Source organism: Pseudomonas sp. PB103 (assembly GCF_009764635.1).
In the GTDB taxonomy this organism is placed as follows: domain Bacteria; phylum Pseudomonadota; class Gammaproteobacteria; order Pseudomonadales; family Pseudomonadaceae; genus Aquipseudomonas.
Genome location: NZ_RWIL01000002.1, coordinates 190,345 through 206,518 on the forward strand (window position 1 = coordinate 190,345; position 16,174 = coordinate 206,518).

General features: G+C 60.4%; 18 protein-coding genes. 8 read left to right on the forward strand and 10 right to left on the reverse strand.

What is annotated here, in order from left to right:
* The first annotated feature begins 71 nt into the window (after window positions 1–71).
* A complete protein-coding gene (locus EJA70_RS00945; RefSeq protein WP_158828967.1) occupies window positions 72–572 on the forward strand; it encodes an Lrp/AsnC family transcriptional regulator in 501 nt (166 codons plus the stop codon).
* 82 nt (window positions 573–654) lie between these two features.
* On the opposite strand, the gene EJA70_RS00950 is transcribed toward EJA70_RS00945, so the two are convergent.
* Both EJA70_RS00950 and pseH read right to left on the reverse strand, forming a co-directional pair.
* A complete protein-coding gene (locus EJA70_RS00950) occupies window positions 655–1,053 on the reverse strand; it encodes a hypothetical protein (RefSeq protein ID WP_256677593.1) in 399 nt (132 codons plus the stop codon).
* A complete protein-coding gene (pseH, locus tag EJA70_RS00955) occupies window positions 1,043–1,594 on the reverse strand; it encodes a UDP-4-amino-4,6-dideoxy-N-acetyl-beta-L-altrosamine N-acetyltransferase (RefSeq protein WP_158828969.1) in 552 nt (183 codons plus the stop codon). Before pseH ends, EJA70_RS00950 begins: the two co-directional genes overlap by 11 nt.
* Window positions 1,595–1,738: 144 nt before the next feature.
* Here pseH and EJA70_RS00960 point away from each other — a divergent pair, with 144 nt between their 5' ends.
* Window positions 1,739–1,954 carry a hypothetical protein gene (locus tag EJA70_RS00960; RefSeq protein WP_158828971.1) on the forward strand — a complete coding sequence of 72 codons (216 nt, stop codon included), beginning with the start codon at window positions 1,739–1,741 and terminating at the stop codon, window positions 1,952–1,954.
* A 168-nt stretch (window positions 1,955–2,122) separates the two neighbouring features.
* Here the strand turns inward: EJA70_RS00960 and EJA70_RS00965 are convergent, their stop codons facing one another.
* Together EJA70_RS00965 and EJA70_RS00970 are read right to left on the reverse strand one after the other, a co-directional pair.
* A complete protein-coding gene (locus tag EJA70_RS00965) occupies window positions 2,123–2,908 on the reverse strand; it encodes a transporter substrate-binding domain-containing protein (protein WP_158828973.1) in 786 nt (261 codons plus the stop codon).
* A 58-nt stretch (window positions 2,909–2,966) separates the two neighbouring features.
* A complete protein-coding gene (locus EJA70_RS00970) occupies window positions 2,967–3,614 on the reverse strand; it encodes an FMN-dependent NADH-azoreductase (RefSeq protein WP_158828975.1) in 648 nt (215 codons plus the stop codon).
* Window positions 3,615–3,713: 99 nt separating this feature from the next.
* On the opposite strand from EJA70_RS00970, the gene EJA70_RS00975 reads away from it, so the two are divergent.
* Entirely contained in the window at window positions 3,714–4,568 is an 855-nt protein-coding gene (locus EJA70_RS00975) for a LysR family transcriptional regulator (protein ID WP_158828977.1), read from the forward strand.
* A 6-nt stretch (window positions 4,569–4,574) separates the two neighbouring features.
* On the opposite strand, the gene EJA70_RS00980 is transcribed toward EJA70_RS00975, so the two are convergent.
* On the reverse strand, window positions 4,575–5,045 hold the full coding sequence (locus EJA70_RS00980; protein ID WP_158828979.1) for a hypothetical protein: 471 nt from the start codon (window positions 5,043–5,045) through the stop codon (window positions 4,575–4,577).
* Window positions 5,046–5,209: 164 nt separating this feature from the next.
* Here EJA70_RS00980 and EJA70_RS00985 point away from each other — a divergent pair, with 164 nt between their 5' ends.
* Window positions 5,210–5,875 carry a ribonuclease T2 gene (locus EJA70_RS00985; RefSeq protein ID WP_158828981.1) on the forward strand — a complete coding sequence of 222 codons (666 nt, stop codon included), beginning with the start codon at window positions 5,210–5,212 and terminating at the stop codon, window positions 5,873–5,875.
* A 171-nt stretch (window positions 5,876–6,046) separates the two neighbouring features.
* On the opposite strand, the gene EJA70_RS00990 is transcribed toward EJA70_RS00985, so the two are convergent.
* The gene (locus EJA70_RS00990; RefSeq protein ID WP_008087556.1) at window positions 6,047–6,334 is read right to left on the reverse strand and encodes a hypothetical protein; all 288 of its coding nucleotides are present in this window, start codon (window positions 6,332–6,334) and stop codon (window positions 6,047–6,049) included.
* A 288-nt stretch (window positions 6,335–6,622) separates the two neighbouring features.
* Between EJA70_RS00990 and EJA70_RS00995 the strand changes: the two genes are divergently transcribed.
* A complete protein-coding gene (locus EJA70_RS00995; RefSeq protein WP_158828983.1) occupies window positions 6,623–8,194 on the forward strand; it encodes a sensor domain-containing diguanylate cyclase in 1,572 nt (523 codons plus the stop codon).
* Between the two features lie 148 nt (window positions 8,195–8,342).
* On the opposite strand, the gene EJA70_RS01000 is transcribed toward EJA70_RS00995, so the two are convergent.
* The gene (locus tag EJA70_RS01000) at window positions 8,343–8,642 is read right to left on the reverse strand and encodes a hypothetical protein (RefSeq protein ID WP_158828985.1); all 300 of its coding nucleotides are present in this window, start codon (window positions 8,640–8,642) and stop codon (window positions 8,343–8,345) included.
* 186 nt (window positions 8,643–8,828) lie between these two features.
* Here EJA70_RS01000 and EJA70_RS01005 point away from each other — a divergent pair, with 186 nt between their 5' ends.
* Entirely contained in the window at window positions 8,829–9,269 is a 441-nt protein-coding gene (locus EJA70_RS01005; RefSeq protein WP_008087552.1) for a carboxymuconolactone decarboxylase family protein, read from the forward strand.
* Window positions 9,270–9,441: 172 nt separating this feature from the next.
* On the opposite strand, the gene EJA70_RS01010 is transcribed toward EJA70_RS01005, so the two are convergent.
* The 3 genes from EJA70_RS01010 to EJA70_RS01020 form a co-directional block, all read right to left on the reverse strand.
* A complete protein-coding gene (locus EJA70_RS01010) occupies window positions 9,442–11,034 on the reverse strand; it encodes a DHA2 family efflux MFS transporter permease subunit (RefSeq protein WP_158828987.1) in 1,593 nt (530 codons plus the stop codon).
* Window positions 11,031–12,140, reverse strand: coding sequence for an HlyD family secretion protein (locus EJA70_RS01015; RefSeq protein WP_158828989.1), 1,110 nt, complete (start codon window positions 12,138–12,140; stop codon window positions 11,031–11,033). Before EJA70_RS01015 ends, EJA70_RS01010 begins: the two co-directional genes overlap by 4 nt.
* A 96-nt stretch (window positions 12,141–12,236) precedes the next feature.
* On the reverse strand, window positions 12,237–13,001 hold the full coding sequence (locus EJA70_RS01020; protein ID WP_158828991.1) for a helix-turn-helix transcriptional regulator: 765 nt from the start codon (window positions 12,999–13,001) through the stop codon (window positions 12,237–12,239).
* Between the two features lie 99 nt (window positions 13,002–13,100).
* Between EJA70_RS01020 and EJA70_RS01025 the strand changes: the two genes are divergently transcribed.
* A complete protein-coding gene (locus EJA70_RS01025; protein ID WP_158828993.1) occupies window positions 13,101–14,234 on the forward strand; it encodes an MFS transporter in 1,134 nt (377 codons plus the stop codon).
* A 108-nt stretch (window positions 14,235–14,342) separates the two neighbouring features.
* Window positions 14,343–16,070 (forward strand): ShlB/FhaC/HecB family hemolysin secretion/activation protein, encoded by a 1,728-nt coding sequence (locus EJA70_RS01030; RefSeq protein ID WP_158828995.1) that lies wholly within the window; start codon window positions 14,343–14,345, stop codon window positions 16,068–16,070.
* The last annotated feature ends 104 nt before the right edge of the window (window positions 16,071–16,174 follow it).

Here is a 16,174-nt window from a genome sequence, read left to right on the forward strand (position 1 = left end):
GGCTGCGCTTTCTTTGCTTTGTGTTCGTGGTTTGGTGGATTAATCGGGCGTTTTTACTCAGGAATGGCGTCATGCAGAAAAAAATATCCAAACGCATCAGCCTCGACGAGACCGACCTGGCGATTCTTGAGTTATTGCAGGAGGACGCCAGTATTTCCAATGCTGAACTCAGCGAGCGGCTGTCGCTGAGTCTTACGCCGTGCTGGCGGCGGCGCAAGCGCATGGAGGAGGCCGGGGTGATCAAGGGCTATCAGGCCAACCTTGATCGGCGGATGCTCGGGCTGGATATCATGGCGTTCGTGCACATTCGTTTTTCCACCCATGCCGACCACGCACCGGACGCTTTCGAGGCGGTGATTGCGCAATTGCCGCAGGTGTTGGCCTGTCACAAGATCACCGGCGATGCCGATTATGTGTTGCAGGTGTTGGCGGAGGATCTTGATAGCTACAGTGATTTCATCGAGCAGGTGCTCAGGCGTCAGGTGGGGATTGCCTCCATTCAGTCCAGCCTGGCATTGCGCGAGGTCAAGACCGGTAGCCGTTTTGCGATACCCAAACCGGGAAAGGAATGAGCGGGCAGGGAGGCAATCATCTCTCTCGTTTCAAAGCGTTGTATGTCGCTGCGCTGATGCCCCGTTGCCACGGAGGGCTGTATTAACGCCAGCCTTCGCAGTGAGCGGTGATGTCGTCCCAGACTTCCCGATAGCTATACCGCAGCCAGGCAGTGTGCATCTTGTGGAGTTGCCGCCGAATCCAGCTGTTATTGCTTGCAAGCAGCATCTGCTCGATATCCCGGTTCAACGCGTCAGGTTCGAAACCTGTCCAGACCGGCGGGAGTACGCATTCGAGGTTCCCGGCGCAGACGACGGCAACTTCGGCATACAAAATGTCTTTAACCTGTTCCGGGTCGTAGTTTTCGATTTGGCGGGCGATGTAAGGGTAATCGACGCCGGTGTCGACAAAGATGTCGGAGAGGGCTGCCCGGATTTTATAGAGGTCGGCAGGACTCAGTTCACGTTTCAATAGTGCAGGCCTCCCGGCTTCAAACGGCATTTAACCTTTCGACCACAGGCGCCAGGGCAGGGCGCTTGTTTTGCCATTCTTCTTTAGTGATGCCCAACAAAACCACATCAACCCGCACCCCATCCTTCACAACGTTCTGCCGCCGAATGCCTTCAATCTTAAACCCGAACTTCTGGTGCATCTTCACTACCGCCGCGTTCATCGCCAGCACTTCGCAGTTCAGCTTCTCCAGCCCGGCGATATCAAACGCGTAATCAAGCATCCAGAACTCGACCAGACTACCCAGCCCCTTACCCTGCAACGCCACATCCAGATAAAACGCCCAGTCCGCCGTCTTCTGCAAAGCGTTTATCGCGTTTAAAGAAACCACGCCAAGCGCTTGTTCATCCTTGATCACCACAAACACTTGCTGACGTGGGTTGCCCTGCAAAGAGGTCAGCCAATGGGCATGTTCCTGTTCGCTGATTTCGTGGGAGGTGTACATGTATTTGCGCACGTCCGGCTGATTGCGCAGGGTACGGACGTGGGCCTGGACAGCGGGGCTGGCGTCGGTGAGGGGCAGGTATTGCATGGGGCTGTCCTTGTCTCGCGAGCGTTTGCAGCTGAACCCGCGCTGTCGATCGGTTAAGTTTCATGTTGCCGTTTGTGGCGGGGGTCTAGGATGCTGGCATCAGGTCGTGTTGTCTTGCTTTTTCATCCCGAGGGGAGCCGTGCCATGAGCGCCAATGTCGTCAAAGTGCTGTTGATTGCTGCTGCTGTGTCGGTATTGAGTGCATGTTCGGGGACGGGCGGGTTGACCACCACGAGTTGTTTTTCGGCGGATTGTCAGTCGCCGGAGGGGCGCAGTAATGCGACGACGTTGAAGTTTGGCGGGAACAGTATTGGCAGTAGCCTCAATCAATACAGTTCCGGGATGTTGCATGACGATTGATTAGCGACGCGTAACGGTAGTGAGGGGGGGGGGGTATCCCCGATGGGTCGCGCAGCGGCCCCCGCTTCTAATGTCAAAAAGTCGGGACTGCTGCGCAGTTCATCGGGGATAAATCCCCTCACCACAGGGTTCTGTGTGAGGCACAGGATTAGTGTCAGGCGTGATGACTCATTGCGGCACGGCAATCCATTCGCCCAGGGTTTGCTGATACTTGCCGGTGGCTTTGCTCAAGTGCAGCCACTGGTCGACGTACAGTTTCCAGCTGATGTCGTCGCGCGGCAGCAGGTAAGCCTTCTCCCCATACTGCATGAACTGATGCGGATTCACCGCGCACAACCCCGGTTTCAATTTCTGCTGATACAGCGCTTCCGAGGCGTCGGTGATCATCACGTCGGCCTTGTTGTCGAGCAGTTGCTGGAAGATCGTCACGTTGTCGTGCAGGGCCAGTTGCGCCTTGGGCAGGAAGGCGTGGACGAAGGCTTCGTTGGTGCCGCCGGCGGGTTCGACCAGGCGCACGTCGGGCTGGTTGATCTGCTCGACCGTCTGGTACTTGGATTGATCGGCGCAGCGCACCAGCGGGATCTTGCCGTCGGTGTCGAGGGTGTTGCTGAAGTAGGCTTTTTTCTGCCGTTCCAGGGTCACCGAAATACCTCCCATGCCGATGTCGCATTGACCGGCCTGCATGTCCGGCATCAGGGTTTTCCAAGTGGTTTGCACCCATTGCACCTTGACGCCGAGGCTGTCGGCCAATGAACGCGCCATGGCGATGTCGATGCCTTCGAAGTCGCCGTCGTCGCGTTTGAAGGTGTAGGGCTTGTAGTCACCGGTGGTGCAGACGCGCAGTTGGCCTTGTTGCTGGATGCTGTCGAGGTGCGAAGCGATTGTCTCGGCGTGTGCGCCAGCGGCCAATGTCAGCGCCGCGCAGAAGATCATCGTGTTTTTTAGAGTTGTCATTGAGATCGGGCTTCCGGGAAGGACGGTCGCCCAGTGTAGTGAAAGGCTTTCGTCAGTGTCATCCAGCCCGCACAAGGCTATCGGCCAGATCCCGCGCCTGTTGTGAGGCGACAAGCCGCGAGTCGCGGTCCATGTCGTCGCCGAGAATGGTCTTCTCGACGATCACTTCGTGGATGTCGGTGATGCCGATAAAGTCCAGCCAGGCTTCCACGTAAGGTTTCTGAAAGTCGAAACGTTCGGCCGGCGTCGTCGATTGCGCGGAAAAATCCAGGCCGCGCGCATAGGCGACCACGGCTGTTTTGCCTTGCAGCAAACCTTGCGGACCCCGCTCGGGATCGAAGCTGAAGAGGATGTCTTTCTGCGACACCAGGTCGATGAAGTGCTTGAGCTTGTACGGAATGCTGTAATTCCACAGCGGCACCGACAACACCAGAATGTCAGCGCGGTGCAGGCAGGCGGCGAGCGCTTCGAGTTCCTCCCAGGCTGATTGCTGGGTCGGCGTGCGGGGTATGCCGGCGAGGCCGGCGTATTTGGCGCTCATGGCTTCTTCGCCGAACTCCGGGAGCGGCACGCTCCACAGATCCAGCGTCTCGATGTGCGTTTGCGGGTGATGTTGCTGGTGGCGCTCGATAAAGCTGTGGGCCACTTCCAGCGAAGCGGAACGTTGTTTGCGCGGTGAGCATTCGATGTGAAGGAGGGTGGTCACGTAAGCCTCGGCATGTGGGGATGAGTGCGAGGCATTGCAACATAGAGCGCTTCTAACTATAAATCATAAATAAATCAGCCATTGATCACGTATCTCACTATGTTTGACGCTGTGCTACTCAAGACTTTTGTCACCGTCGTCGACGAAGACGGTTTCAGCCGCGCCGCCGAAAAACTGCATCTGACGCAATCGGCAGTCAGCGGGCATTTGCGCCGGCTGGAGGATCAGGTGGGCAAGCCGCTGCTCAAGCGCACCACGCGATCGCAACAGCTGACACCGGATGGCGAGCGTCTGATGGCCTACGCGCGGACGATTCTGGCGCTGAATCGCGATGCCTGGGCGCAGCTCACACGCGTGCCGTTGCAGGCCAAGGTGCGGATTGGCGTTTCCGAGGATTTTATCGAGGCGCGATTGTTGCGGGCGTTGCAGGATTGCGTGGCGCAGCACCCCGGCATGGAGATCGATGTGCAGGTGAACATTCCCGGGACACTGCTCAACCAGATGAGCCTGGGCGATCTGGAAATGGTCATTGGCTCGCAATGTGAAACCGGCGAGTCGGGACGCTTGCTCTGGCAAGAGCCGTTGGTGTGGGCGTGGGCAGCACAACCGCTCACGCAACTGCCGACACCGTTGCCGTTGGCGCTGTTTCCAGAGCCGTGTCCGTATCGCGAAGCCGCGCTGACCCGGTTGGCCCAGGCCGGTATCGCCCAGCGTGCCGCCATGCTGTGCTCAAGCACTGGCGGATTGCGCGCGGCGGCGTTGTCCGGATTTGCCGTGGCACCCATGCCGTTGAGTCAGCTTGGCCAAGGCTTGACAGCACTCGGCGCAGAACACGGTTTACCGGCGCTGCCGGATGCGCAATTTCGCCTGTTTACCGCCCAGCATGCCGATCCGCAGATGATCGACCTGCTATCGCCGGTGATCGTTGATTTTTGCTCCTCACGACGGCAGTAATTGCGCTTACAGCCCGAGACCTTCCTGCACAGCGAGCAACAGGTTGTTCTCGGTCAGTGCGATCGCATCCAGTTGCTGGCCGGTTTCAATCGACTGCATCCACCAGTGGCTTTCGCCGTGTTCATCCACGGTGCGCAGCAAGTAGGTGTCTGTGGCTGAGGGGCTGATTTGTACACGTCCAGCGCCGTCGTCGGTAAACCGGGCAATGGGATCAAATGTCAGGCTTTGATGATTGGCTTCAATCACCAGTTGGTCGATGGCGTAATCGTGGCTTTCGCCATCGGGCGAGGTTTCGCAAACGTGGGTCGGATTGCGCCGAATCTTCAGGCCAACTTCAGTCACCGGTTGCAGCCACGCCTCGATGCGGTGATACAGGTCGTAGACCTGCGCCGGCCAGCAATCGATCTCCAGCGCCGCATCCGCGTGGATGTGCCGGGTTTGTTTGAGTTTGGCGGCGAGTTCGTCTGCTTTACTCATTTCGGATCCCTTGGTTTGATGTCTGCCTGTTAATCGTAGACCCTTCAACGACGTACGGCGTTGCCTTGCGTCATGCGCTTGCAACACAAGCGTGTCGAAATCAACGCTGGCCAGTCCGGCCAGGATGGAAAACCACGGACGCAGGCGTCCCAAGGAGCGGGTAGATGAAAAAGCTGTTTACAATTTTGGCAGTGATTGCACTGACGGCCGGTAGCATCGGCATGAGTTCGGCGCGTCAGTCGCAATCCAGCCAGGTGCAGGCGGAAGCAGTGGCGGGGGTGTTCGATTACTACCTGCTGGCGCTGTCTTGGTCCCCGACCTTCTGTTTGACCCACAAGGACGATTCGCAGTGCACCGGCAAGGGTTACGGCTTCGTGCTGCATGGCTTGTGGCCGCAATACGCCAAGGGCGGCTGGCCGGAATCGTGCCCACCGCTGACCACGCTGTCGGCGGCGGAAACCGCGAAGGGCCTGACGCTGTTCCCGACCAAAAAACTGCTCGATCACGAATGGTCCAAGCACGGCACGTGCAGCGGCCTCGGCGCGATGGGCTATCTGGACGAGGCGGACAAAGCGGTCGCGGCGGTGAAAATCCCTGAAGAGCTGCAACCGTTGAGCAGCTCGTATTACTTCGAAGCGCAGGAGATCGCCGACCTGTTCCGCAAAGCCAACCCGGGGATTCCGGCAGATGGCATCGCGGTGATCTGCAGCGGCCCCGAGTTGTCGGAAGTGCGCGTGTGCATGGGCAAGGACCTGCAATTGGGCGCGTGCGGCAAGGGCGTGAAAACCCAGTGCCGGGCAGGCGACATCCGTGTGCCGCCGTCTCGTTGATATGACCCATAGCCGATCGGCTGAGGACTGAAGACCAAAGACTGAGTACTGAACCTGTGGCGAGGGAGCTTGCTCCCGCTGGGCTGCGCAGCGGCCCCAAAGATCTTGTGAGCGCTGCGCACTCAAGCGGGAGCAAGCTCCCTCGCCACAGGGTTTTCGGCCCTGATGACACTAGCGTTGCTTGCATTGTTCGAGGTCTTGCTGAGTCTTGAGTTCGGTCGAAATGCCCAGCCGATAGTTGCAGTAATCAATAACGTACTGTCTTTCCACGTCACTGAGCCGGGTGAGCTTTTTATCGTCCGCTTCGTTGGCGAAGATATTGACGAACTTTATCTGCAAGGTCGGGTGCTTTTTGATGAAGAACACCTTCTCGGGATCAGCGTCTTCCATCTTTTCGTAGTAACCCACGAACATCGCCCCCGACAGCGCGATGGCGGCAAACAACAGCAGTGACTTCATGCAGAGGGCGGCCTTTTTGATTCGGAGGGTGTCCTGCGTTCTTAAAGAATGTTGCCGGGGCAGATGTTCCTCCACAAGCCTGCTTTTCTTCGCGTCTGCGTTCATACGGTTTATGACTGCTTATGCGGCGCTGGAAAATATTTTCGTCAAACAATCATCCTAATTCACTGCGCGCCGATACAACGGGGCGGGCGGCTGGCGTTTGCCCGGTGCATCTTGGTGGGCTACGCTCACAAAACATAAGGGTTTCGGGCCTTTGCCCTTGTCGTACCTGCTCAGGACATGCGTTTGCCAATCCCCATTCACGATCCGCACCAGGCCCCCGGAGGCTCCCTTAAACGGCTGCCGCTGCGCAAAGCGGCTGTGCTGTTTACCGTGGCGGTGTGTCTGTGCCTATTCGGGTTGTTGTATCTGCAACTGGAGCAGTCACGGCGCCAGGATCTGGCGGTGGCGCAAATGGCCTCGGCCAACCTGACCCGGGCCATGGCGCAGCAGGCCGAGGACACGTTTCTGGCGGCGGATCTGGTGTTGACCAGCCTGGTCGACTGGGTCGAGGACGATGGTTACGGCGCGGCTCAGAAACCGCGGTTGCAGAGAACTTTCGCCCGGCGAGTGCAGCAACTCGAGCAATTGCACGGCATGTTCCTGTTCGACAACAAGGGCCAGTGGGTGATCACCTCCTACCCGGACTTGCCCCATGGCAACGGCGTGGCCGATCGCGAGTACTTCAAATTCCATCAGCAGAACGTATCGACCGTGGCGCACATCGGCCCGGCGATACGCAGCCGCGAGAACGGCGACTGGATCATCCCGATTTCCAAACGCATCAACGACCGCGCGGGCAACTTTCAGGGCGTGTTGATGGCTGGGATCAAGATGTCGTATTTCGACCGGTTCTTCGAAAGCTTCAGCCTCGATAACAACGGCATCATGTTCCTCGGCTTGACCGACGGCACGCTGCTGGCGCGCCGGCCGTTCGATGAAAGCCTGGTCGGCAGCTCGTTGGCCCAAGGCAGGATTTATCGCAAGTTGTTGCCCGACGCGCCCGCCGGCACAGCGATGATCAATTCGGTGGTCGATGGCGTGACACGCTTGTATGGCTATCGGCAACTGGCTGCGTATCCGCTGGTGGTGGCCGCCGCGACCTCGCGTGACACGATTCTCAAGGGGTGGTACGAGCGGGCGGTTCAATCGAGCGTGATCGTTGCGCTGCTGATTCTCGGCGTCGGCCTGTTCGGCTGGGTGTTCATTCATCAGGTGCGTGACGGTGAGCGGATCGAGAAGAACCTGCGCAAGGCGCAATTGACGCTGGAGCAGATTGCGACCCATGACAGCCTGACCGGGCTGGCCAATCGGCGTTTGTTCGAGCGCTCGCTGGAGATCGAATTTGCCCGTGGCGCGCGGCAGGTCAGCCCGGTCAGCCTGATCATGCTCGATATCGATTTCTTCAAGCGCTACAACGATGCCTATGGGCATGTCGCCGGCGATCACTGCCTGACGCAGGTGGCGCAGGTGGTCAAGACGTGCTGCCAGCGCAAGGCTGATCTGGCGGTGCGTTATGGTGGTGAAGAATTTGCGGTGCTCTTGCCGGACACTGACATCAACGGCGCGCTGGCGATTGCCGGGCAGATTCGTCGCAGCGTGATCGACAAACACATTACCCACAGCGGTTCGCCGACCGGTTATTTGACGGTGAGCCTTGGCTGTTATTCGTTCATTCCGAATGGCAACGACAGTCTGGAAGTGTTTATCCAGCGCGCGGATGCGGCGTTGTATCAGGCGAAGAATGCCGGGCGTAACCGCGCGGCGGTGTTGTCGCTGGATGGCGGCATCGCCGAGCTGATGCGCTCCGACCGCTAACCCCACATCCAACACAAACCCTGTAGGAGCGAGCCTGCTCGCGATGGCGTCAGCACGTCCAACTTCTCAGTGACTGGACACTGCGCCATCGCGAGCAGGCTCACTCCTACAGGGGATTTTGCGTTTACCACGGGTGGCTCTTGTTCGTTCAGCCGCCAGTGCCACCGCCTGCACCGCCCGTCCCGCCGCCGGCTGAACCAGTGCCGCCGCCAGCCCCTGAACCTGAGCCGCTGGCGCCGCCATTGGTGCCGGTGCCGGAACCTGCACCGCCGGAGCTGTTACCGCCTGATGGCGCCCCCGGGGTGTTGTCCGGTGGCATGGTCGAGCCGCTGGTGGCGCCGGATTTGGTGCCGGTCGCATCAGCGCCGTCGTTGGCGGCGAAGCTGGCAGCCGAGGCCGTGGCCAGCAGACCGGCAAGCAATAATGAGGTGAATTTGCGCGTCATCATGGTACGTCTCCAAAAAGGGGATTTACCTGATATTGGTCTGGCACGCCGAAGCCTTGGTGCCGATTGGCTGACGAGCGGTCAACGGTGTGAGCAAGTGGCCTCCTGATCTTCTGGAATATTGGCTATTTGCCGAACCGCCCCCCAGGACTACCGTAGGCACACATTCACTCGCCCCGGAAAGCCAGCATGAAACCTCGTACCGATTTCTACACCGCTTCGCCTGACGCTCTGAAAGCCATGATCGCGCTGGAAACCGCAGTCTCCAAACTGCCGCTGGAAAAGACCCTGATCGAACTGGTCAAACTGCGCGCTTCGCAAATCAACGGCTGCGCGTTCTGCATCGACATGCACACCGCTGACGCAATCAAGGGCGGCGAAACCCCGCGCCGCCTGTTCGCCGTGACGGCCTGGCGTGAAGCGCCGTTCTTCAGCGACCGCGAACGCGCCGCGCTGCTGTGGACTGAGTCGCTGACCCAGTTGAGCCTGACCCACGCCCCGGACGAAGATTACGACGTCGTCGCCGCGCAGTTCACGCCCAAGGAAATGGTCGACCTGACCGTGGCCATCAGCACCATCAACAGCTGGAACCGCCTGGCCGTCGGCTTCCGCAAAACCCCACAAGCCTGAATCCCAAGCTGTAGGAGCTGCCGCAGGCTGCGATCTTTTGATTTTGACTTTCAAAGCCAGCTCAAAAGATCGCAGCCTCGTTGCACTCGTCAGCTCCTACAGAACCCAGGCGCCCCCGGGTGATCTTTTGATTTTGATGTTCAAGGCCAGATCCAAAGATCGCAGGGGTTTATCAATGGGCGTCGGCACTCGGCGCGGCGGGGGGTTGGACCTTGCGCATCAAGGGCACCATCGCCGTGGCGATGACGAAGCACACGCCGATCATCAGGAAGGTGTCGCCGTAGGTTTGCGTCTGCGCCTCACGGTAAGTCAGCAGCCATAACTGCCGCAGGCTGGCGGTGACGCCGATGTCGCCGTTCTGGCCCAGGGTGGCGAGGTTGCCGCCGACCTGCGACAGCCACTGATTCATCGCTTCGTTGCTGCTGTTCAGATGTTCGGCCAGCCGCGTGAAGTGCAGGTTGGTGCGGTCATTGAGAATGGTCGCGCACGCGGCAATGCCAATCGCCCCGCCCAGATTGCGCATCAGGTTGAACAGCCCCGACGCATGCTTCAACCGCGCCGGCGCCAACCCGCCCAAGGTCAGCGTCACGGCCGGTGGCACCGCCAATTGCTGGGCAATTCCGCGCAGCGCCTGCGGCAGCATCAGTTGCCCTGCGCCCCAGTCGTGGGTGATCGGGCTGAACTCCCACATCGATACCGCGAACAAGGCCAACCCGACCATCATGATCCAGCGCAGATCCACGCGATTGGCCAGAAAGGCATACAGCGGAATCGCCATGATCTGGAACACGCCCGTGGAGAAAACCGCCAGACCAATGTCCAGTGCGCTGTAGCCGCGCACCCGCCCGAGAAACAGCGGCGTCAGGTAAATCGTCGCGAACAGACCAATGCCGGTGACGAACGAAAAGAAGCAGCCGAGGGCGAAATTGCGATCCTTCAATGCGCGCAGATCGACGATCGGATTGGCCACATGCAATGTCCGGCCAATGAACGCCAATCCAGCGAGGCCACTGATCCACGCGGTGGTCAGGATGGTCTGATCGCTGAACCAGTTCCAGCGCGGCCCTTCTTCGAGGGTGTACTCAAGACAACCGAGAAACAGCGCGAGAAAGACCATGCTCAGGTAGTCCGCGCCCTTGAGCAGCGAAAGTTCCGGCTGGTCGATCTTCACCAGCATCGGCACCGTCACCGCGACGAAAATCCCCGGGATCAAGTTGATGTAGAACAGCCAGTGCCACGAGGAAATATCGGTGATCCAGCCACCAATCACCGGACCCATGGTCGGCGCCAGTGAGGCCACTGCACCAATGGTCGCCGCGGCAATTACTCGTTGTTTACCGGTGAAGAAAAAGAACGCCGTGGTGAATACCAGCGGAATCATCGAGCCGCCAAGAAAACCTTGCAGTGCACGAAAGGCGATCATGCTCTGGATATTCCAGGCGATGCCGCAGAGCAGGCTGGCGAGGGTGAAACCGACCGCTGACGCGCAGAACAACCAACGCGTCGAGAACACCCGCGACAGCCAGCCCGACAGCGGAATCACGATGATTTCGGCAATCAGGTAGCTGGTCTGCACCCACGCGGTTTCGTCGGTGCCGGCGGACAAGCCACCGCCGATATCACGCAGCGATGCCGAGACGATCTGAATGTCGAGCAGCGCAATGAACATGCCGATGCACATGGTTGCGAAGGCGAACACCTTGGTCGCTGTGGCCATGTCCGCCGCGTTGAACGGTTGCGCGGGGGCGGCGAGGGTGGCGCTCATGGCGCAACAGCCACGGCGCTGGTTTCAGGCTGGGCGCGGGTGTCGACTTCGGCGGTCACCGATAGCCCCGGACGCAGATGCCCGAGCACTCCGTCGGCCGGATCAAGGAGGATGCGCACCGGCACGCGCTGGACGATTTTGGTGAAGTTGCCGGTGGCGTTTTCCGGCGGCAAGACACTGAACTGCGAACCGGTGGCGGGTGCGAGGCTGTCGAGACGACCGTGGAATTCCTGACCCGAAAGCACATCGGCGCGAATGCTCACACGCTGGCCCGGCTTCATCCGCGCCAATTGGTCTTCCTTGAAATTGGCGTCGACCCACAAGCCGCTGGCCGGCACCACCGACAGTTGCTGCGAACCGGCCTGCGCATATGCGCCGACCCGCGCACGACGATTGCCGATGACCCCATCCATCGGCGCGCGAAGCTCGGTGTAGTCGAGGTTCAATTGCGCCAGATCGCGTTCGGCGCGAGCTTGCTGGAGGGCGGCGCGGGCTTGCTGTTTTTGCGTGTCGATGACGGCGAGTTGGCGTTGCGCGGCAAGCAGTTCAGCCTGGGCGCGGGCACTCAGGGCCTGTGCGGTTTTGAAGGTGGCGTCGGCGCGTTGCGCGCTTTCCACCGACACGGCATTGGTGGTCACCAGCCGTTTGTAGCGCGCGTTGTCATCCCGCGAACGCGCGGTTTCCGCGCCGGCCGCATCGATGCCGGCGCGAGCCTGGCCGATCACCGCTTGTTGCAGCTGTTCGGTGGCGTCGAGGTTGGCCAGCAACGCTTCTTCAGCGGCCACGGCGCCTTCGGCCTTGGCCAGATTGGCGCGGTAGTCGCGGGCGTCGAGGCGAATCAGCACGTCGCCGGCCTTGACGTGCTGGTTGTCGCTGACCAGTACTTCGTCGATGTAACCGGCCACTTTCGGCCCGATCACCGTAACGTCGCCACCGATGTAGGCGTCGTCGGTTTCCTCGAGAAAACGCCCGGCGCCCCACCAATGCACGGCGTACGCGCCAGCGAAGATCAGCGCGAGCAAGCCGGCACCGGGAAGCAACAGGCGTTTAAGCAGGGGAGGCCGGGTCTTCTCCACAACAGGTTCGAGGGTGGGCATGCTGGTCATGGCGGAATACCTGAGGAAACGGATCGTTATTACGGCTGTAATATGACGCAGGTAATATTTAGTCGCAATTGATTTTTGCAGCCGGTCGTCAGGTGCTTACTTGAGCCAGTGCCCCGGTGTGCTGCCGGTCATAGCCTTGAAGAAGGCGATAAACGCGCTGTCGCTGGCAAACCCCAGCTCGAAACCGCAGTAGCTGAGGCTGCGCCCGGTGGCGAGCAATTCCATCGCGCGCATCAACCGCCATTGCTGGCGCCACTGTTGATAGCTCATGCCGGTGTCGCGCTGGAAGATCCGGCCGATGGTGCGGCTGCTGGCGCCGATCTGCCGTTCCAGCACTTGCAGCTCCGGGGGCAACTGCTCGGGCTGGGCCAATAGCGGCGCCAGGCGCTTGTCGCGAGGCAGTGGCAAGAGCATCGGTTGCTGCGCTGCTTCCGCCATTTCGCTCAGGCACAGGCCCAGCAGATGAGCGAATTTGCCTTGCTGCCAATCGGTGTCGAAATCCGCCGTGGCCATTGGCTCCAGCACCGCGCGCAGCAGCGCACTGACCTCTATCACACACACCTGCTGCGGCAGCTCGCGACAGAGTTCGGCGCTCAGATAGATCGAACGATAATCGACGCTTTGCTGCATCACCGCACGATGACTGACGCCCGGCGGAATCCACGCCGCCCGCGACGGTGGCAGCAGGCACAGCTGCTGGGCGAGGGTGATGCGCGTGCAGCCCTGACGAGTGAATAGCAGTTGCCCACGCTGGTGCAGATGCAAGCCGGAATCGTGGTCGCCCAACGTCGCCGCGATGCCGATGACGGGCGCGGGATAACTGTCGGCGTCAAACGTTGCGTGTGCGTCGAGCCAGGCCATGGGTTGTCCGATTTCAACGATAAGTTGGCAGGATTCGGATAATACGCCAGCTGACGCTTCTTAAACTCCTCAGCGGTTTTACTTGAGGAGTGACAAAGGATGAACAACAGAAATCTGTTGCTGCTGGCGATTGCGCTGCTGATGTTTCCGCAGATTGCGCAAACCCTGTACAGCCCGGCGTTGGGCGATATCGGCCGGGTGTTCAACGTTGGTCCGGAAGCGGCGGCACAAACCTTGTCGGTGTATTTCCTCGCCTTTGCCGTGGGCGTGGTGGTCTGGGGGCGGTTGTGCGACCGCATGGGCCGGCGGCCGACGATGCTCGCGGGGCTGGCGATTTACGCGCTGGCCACGATGGTGGGGTTGCGGGTCGACAGTTTCACTGGACTGTTGATGGTTCAGGCAACGGCAGCATTCGGGGCGGCGGTCGGCTCGGTGGTCACGCAAACCGTGCTGCGCGATCGCTTCAAGGGCGCGGAATTGGCGCAGGTATTTTCGCTGGTGGGCATCGCGCTGGCGGCCAGCACCGCGATCGGTTTGTTCAGCGGTGCCAGCCTGGTTCAGGCTTTCGGCTATCGCGGTGTGCTCGGCGCATTGCTTTTTCTCGCCGCGCTGCTGTGGTTGTGGAGTGTGTACGCCTTGCCGGAAACCCGACCGGAACAACTGCCACACGTTTGCCTGTGGGAAACCCTCGGGCGCATGTTGCGTGATCTCGGCATCTGGCGTTCGGCGTTGTGGGTCGCCGCGTTCAACGTCGCCTTGTTCAGTTATTACAGCCTCGCACCGTTCCAGTTTCAGCGTCTGGGCCTGAGCGAAACCTGGTTCGGCTACAGCGGCGTGATCCTCGCGCTGGGCTCAGGTTTTGGAGCATGGTTCAACCGACGGTTACTCAAGGCGGGAGGCAATGCTTTGCAACTGATTCGCCTCGCCGCCGTCAGCGGTCTGCTCGGTGGATTCGGCGTCTGGTGGCTGCAGGACAGCGTCGCGTTTGTGTTGCCGATGTTGCTGATCGTGTTGGCGTTCGGCATGGCGATTCCGAATATTCTCGGCATGGCGCTGGTTGATTACGCCGATCGTTTGGGCACAGCCGGGGCTTTGTTGGGGTTGATGTATTACCTGTTGATTGGCGCTGGGTTGATGCTCGCCGGCTGGTCTCAGGCCCTCGGGGAAACCCTGATAGCGTGCAGCGCCGTGGCCCTGCTGCTGGCGATAAAGCCAATCAAAGCAATTGTTTAAGAAATGTAAGCGCTGTAGGAAGCGTCTTGCATTTGTGTAGGAGGGCTCCGACTATCACGATCATTGATGACATGGCATTACGCCATTTGATGATCGCAAGGAAGTTGCGTGCCGTATCCGTTTCGCGCTGTATTTCGTCGTCGTGCCACGCGTTGCCCGCTGTTGTCGGCCTTTGTGTTGAGTGTCTGTGCCTCCTCGATTGAAGCGGCCGAACCTGTCGCGCCGGGTCAGGAAGTGCTGCGCCAGCAACAACAGCAACAGCGCGATCTGCAACAACTGCAAATCGAACAGCGTCGCCGTCAGCTGGAGCGCGGCGCGTTCGGCCCGGCGCCGGTCACGCCGGCCGTCCCGCCAGCCGTAACCGCCGATGAGCGCTGCTGGCCGTTGAGCGGCACGCGCATCGGCGGCGTCACGTTGATCGACAGCGCCACACTCAACGCGCGCATCAAACCCCTGCTGGCACCGTGCATGGGCGTCGGCCAGATCAATCATCTGTTGGCGACCATCACGGCGAGCTACGTCGACAAAGGCTACATCGCCAGTCGCCCGTACCTGGTCAGCGCCCCGGCGGCGGGACAGTCGCTGGATATTCGCGTTGACGAAGGCTACATCGAGTCGATCGAACTGGCTGATCAGAGCCTGCCGGTGTCCCTCGGTGGCGCGTTCCCCAACATGCTCGGCGAGCCGTTGAACCTGCGCGATCTGGAGCAGGGCCTCGATCAGTTGAATCGCCTGCGCTCACTCGATCTCACCGCCGACATCGCCCCCGGCAGCCAGCCCGGTGCGTCGCGGATCATCTTGCGTTCGCGCGGCGCCACGCCTTCACGTTGGGCCTTGAGCGCGGGTGTCGACAACCTTGGCAGCGCCAGCACCGGGCGCGACCGCGACACCGTCAGCCTGAGCCTCGACAGCCCGCTGCAACTCAACGATCTGCTGAGCGTCAGTGCCAGCGACACGCTCAATCAGGGCGATCGTTACAACCGCAATGCCAGTCTTTATTACGCGATTCCCTACGGCTACTGGACGTACAGCGTGTTCGCCAGCCATGCCGAATACCGCGCGCCGTTCAAACTGCCGAGCGTGACCTTTCACAGCACCGGCATCACCGACCAGGTCAGCCTGCGCGCCGACCGCGTGTTGTGGCGCGATCAGAGCCGTCAGCTCAGCGCCAACCTGCAACTGGCGCACAAGGACGTCGACAGTTATCTGGAAGACGTGCGCCTGGGCATTCAGAGCCCGACGCTGACCGTGGCCGAGGCCGGGCTCAACCTGTTCTGGCTCGACCGCGCGGTGTGGAACCTCGACCTCAATTACGCCCAAGGCCTGCGCTGGTTCGGTGCCGACAACGATTCGCAGCATCAGATCAACAACCTGCCCAAGGCGCAGTTTCGCAAATACCGCGCCGGCCTCAGCCAGTGGCGCAACGGCCAGCTCGGCGGGCAAACCTGGCAATGGCAGAGCCAGCTCAACGTGCAATACAGCCCGGACCCCTTGCCGGCGATCGAACAGTTGCTCGGCACCGACGATTCGGCGGTGCGCGGTTATCGCGTCAGCAGTGCGTCGGGTGCCAGTGGCGCGATCTGGCGCAACACCTTGCGCCTGCCGCTGCGTAGCGAATGGCCGGTGCAGATCACCCCGCGCGTGGGCCTCGACAATGGCTGGATCAAGGCCGATCACGGCGCTCAGGGCCAACGTCTGAGCGGCGCCAATGTCGGCCTCAACCTGGGCTGGAAAAATCTGCAAGTGGACGTCGATTACCAACGCGCCCTCAACACCCCGAACGGCTTGCAGCACGAGCCAGAAACCTGGCTGATGCGTGTCGGGGTGCAGATATGACCGCCACATGAACCGCTAACGCAGTGAACCAATAGCCGTCGGATCTGAGCGCGTCAGCCACGGCCAAAAATTAAAACGCGCGACGTGATGCCGTACTCACATGG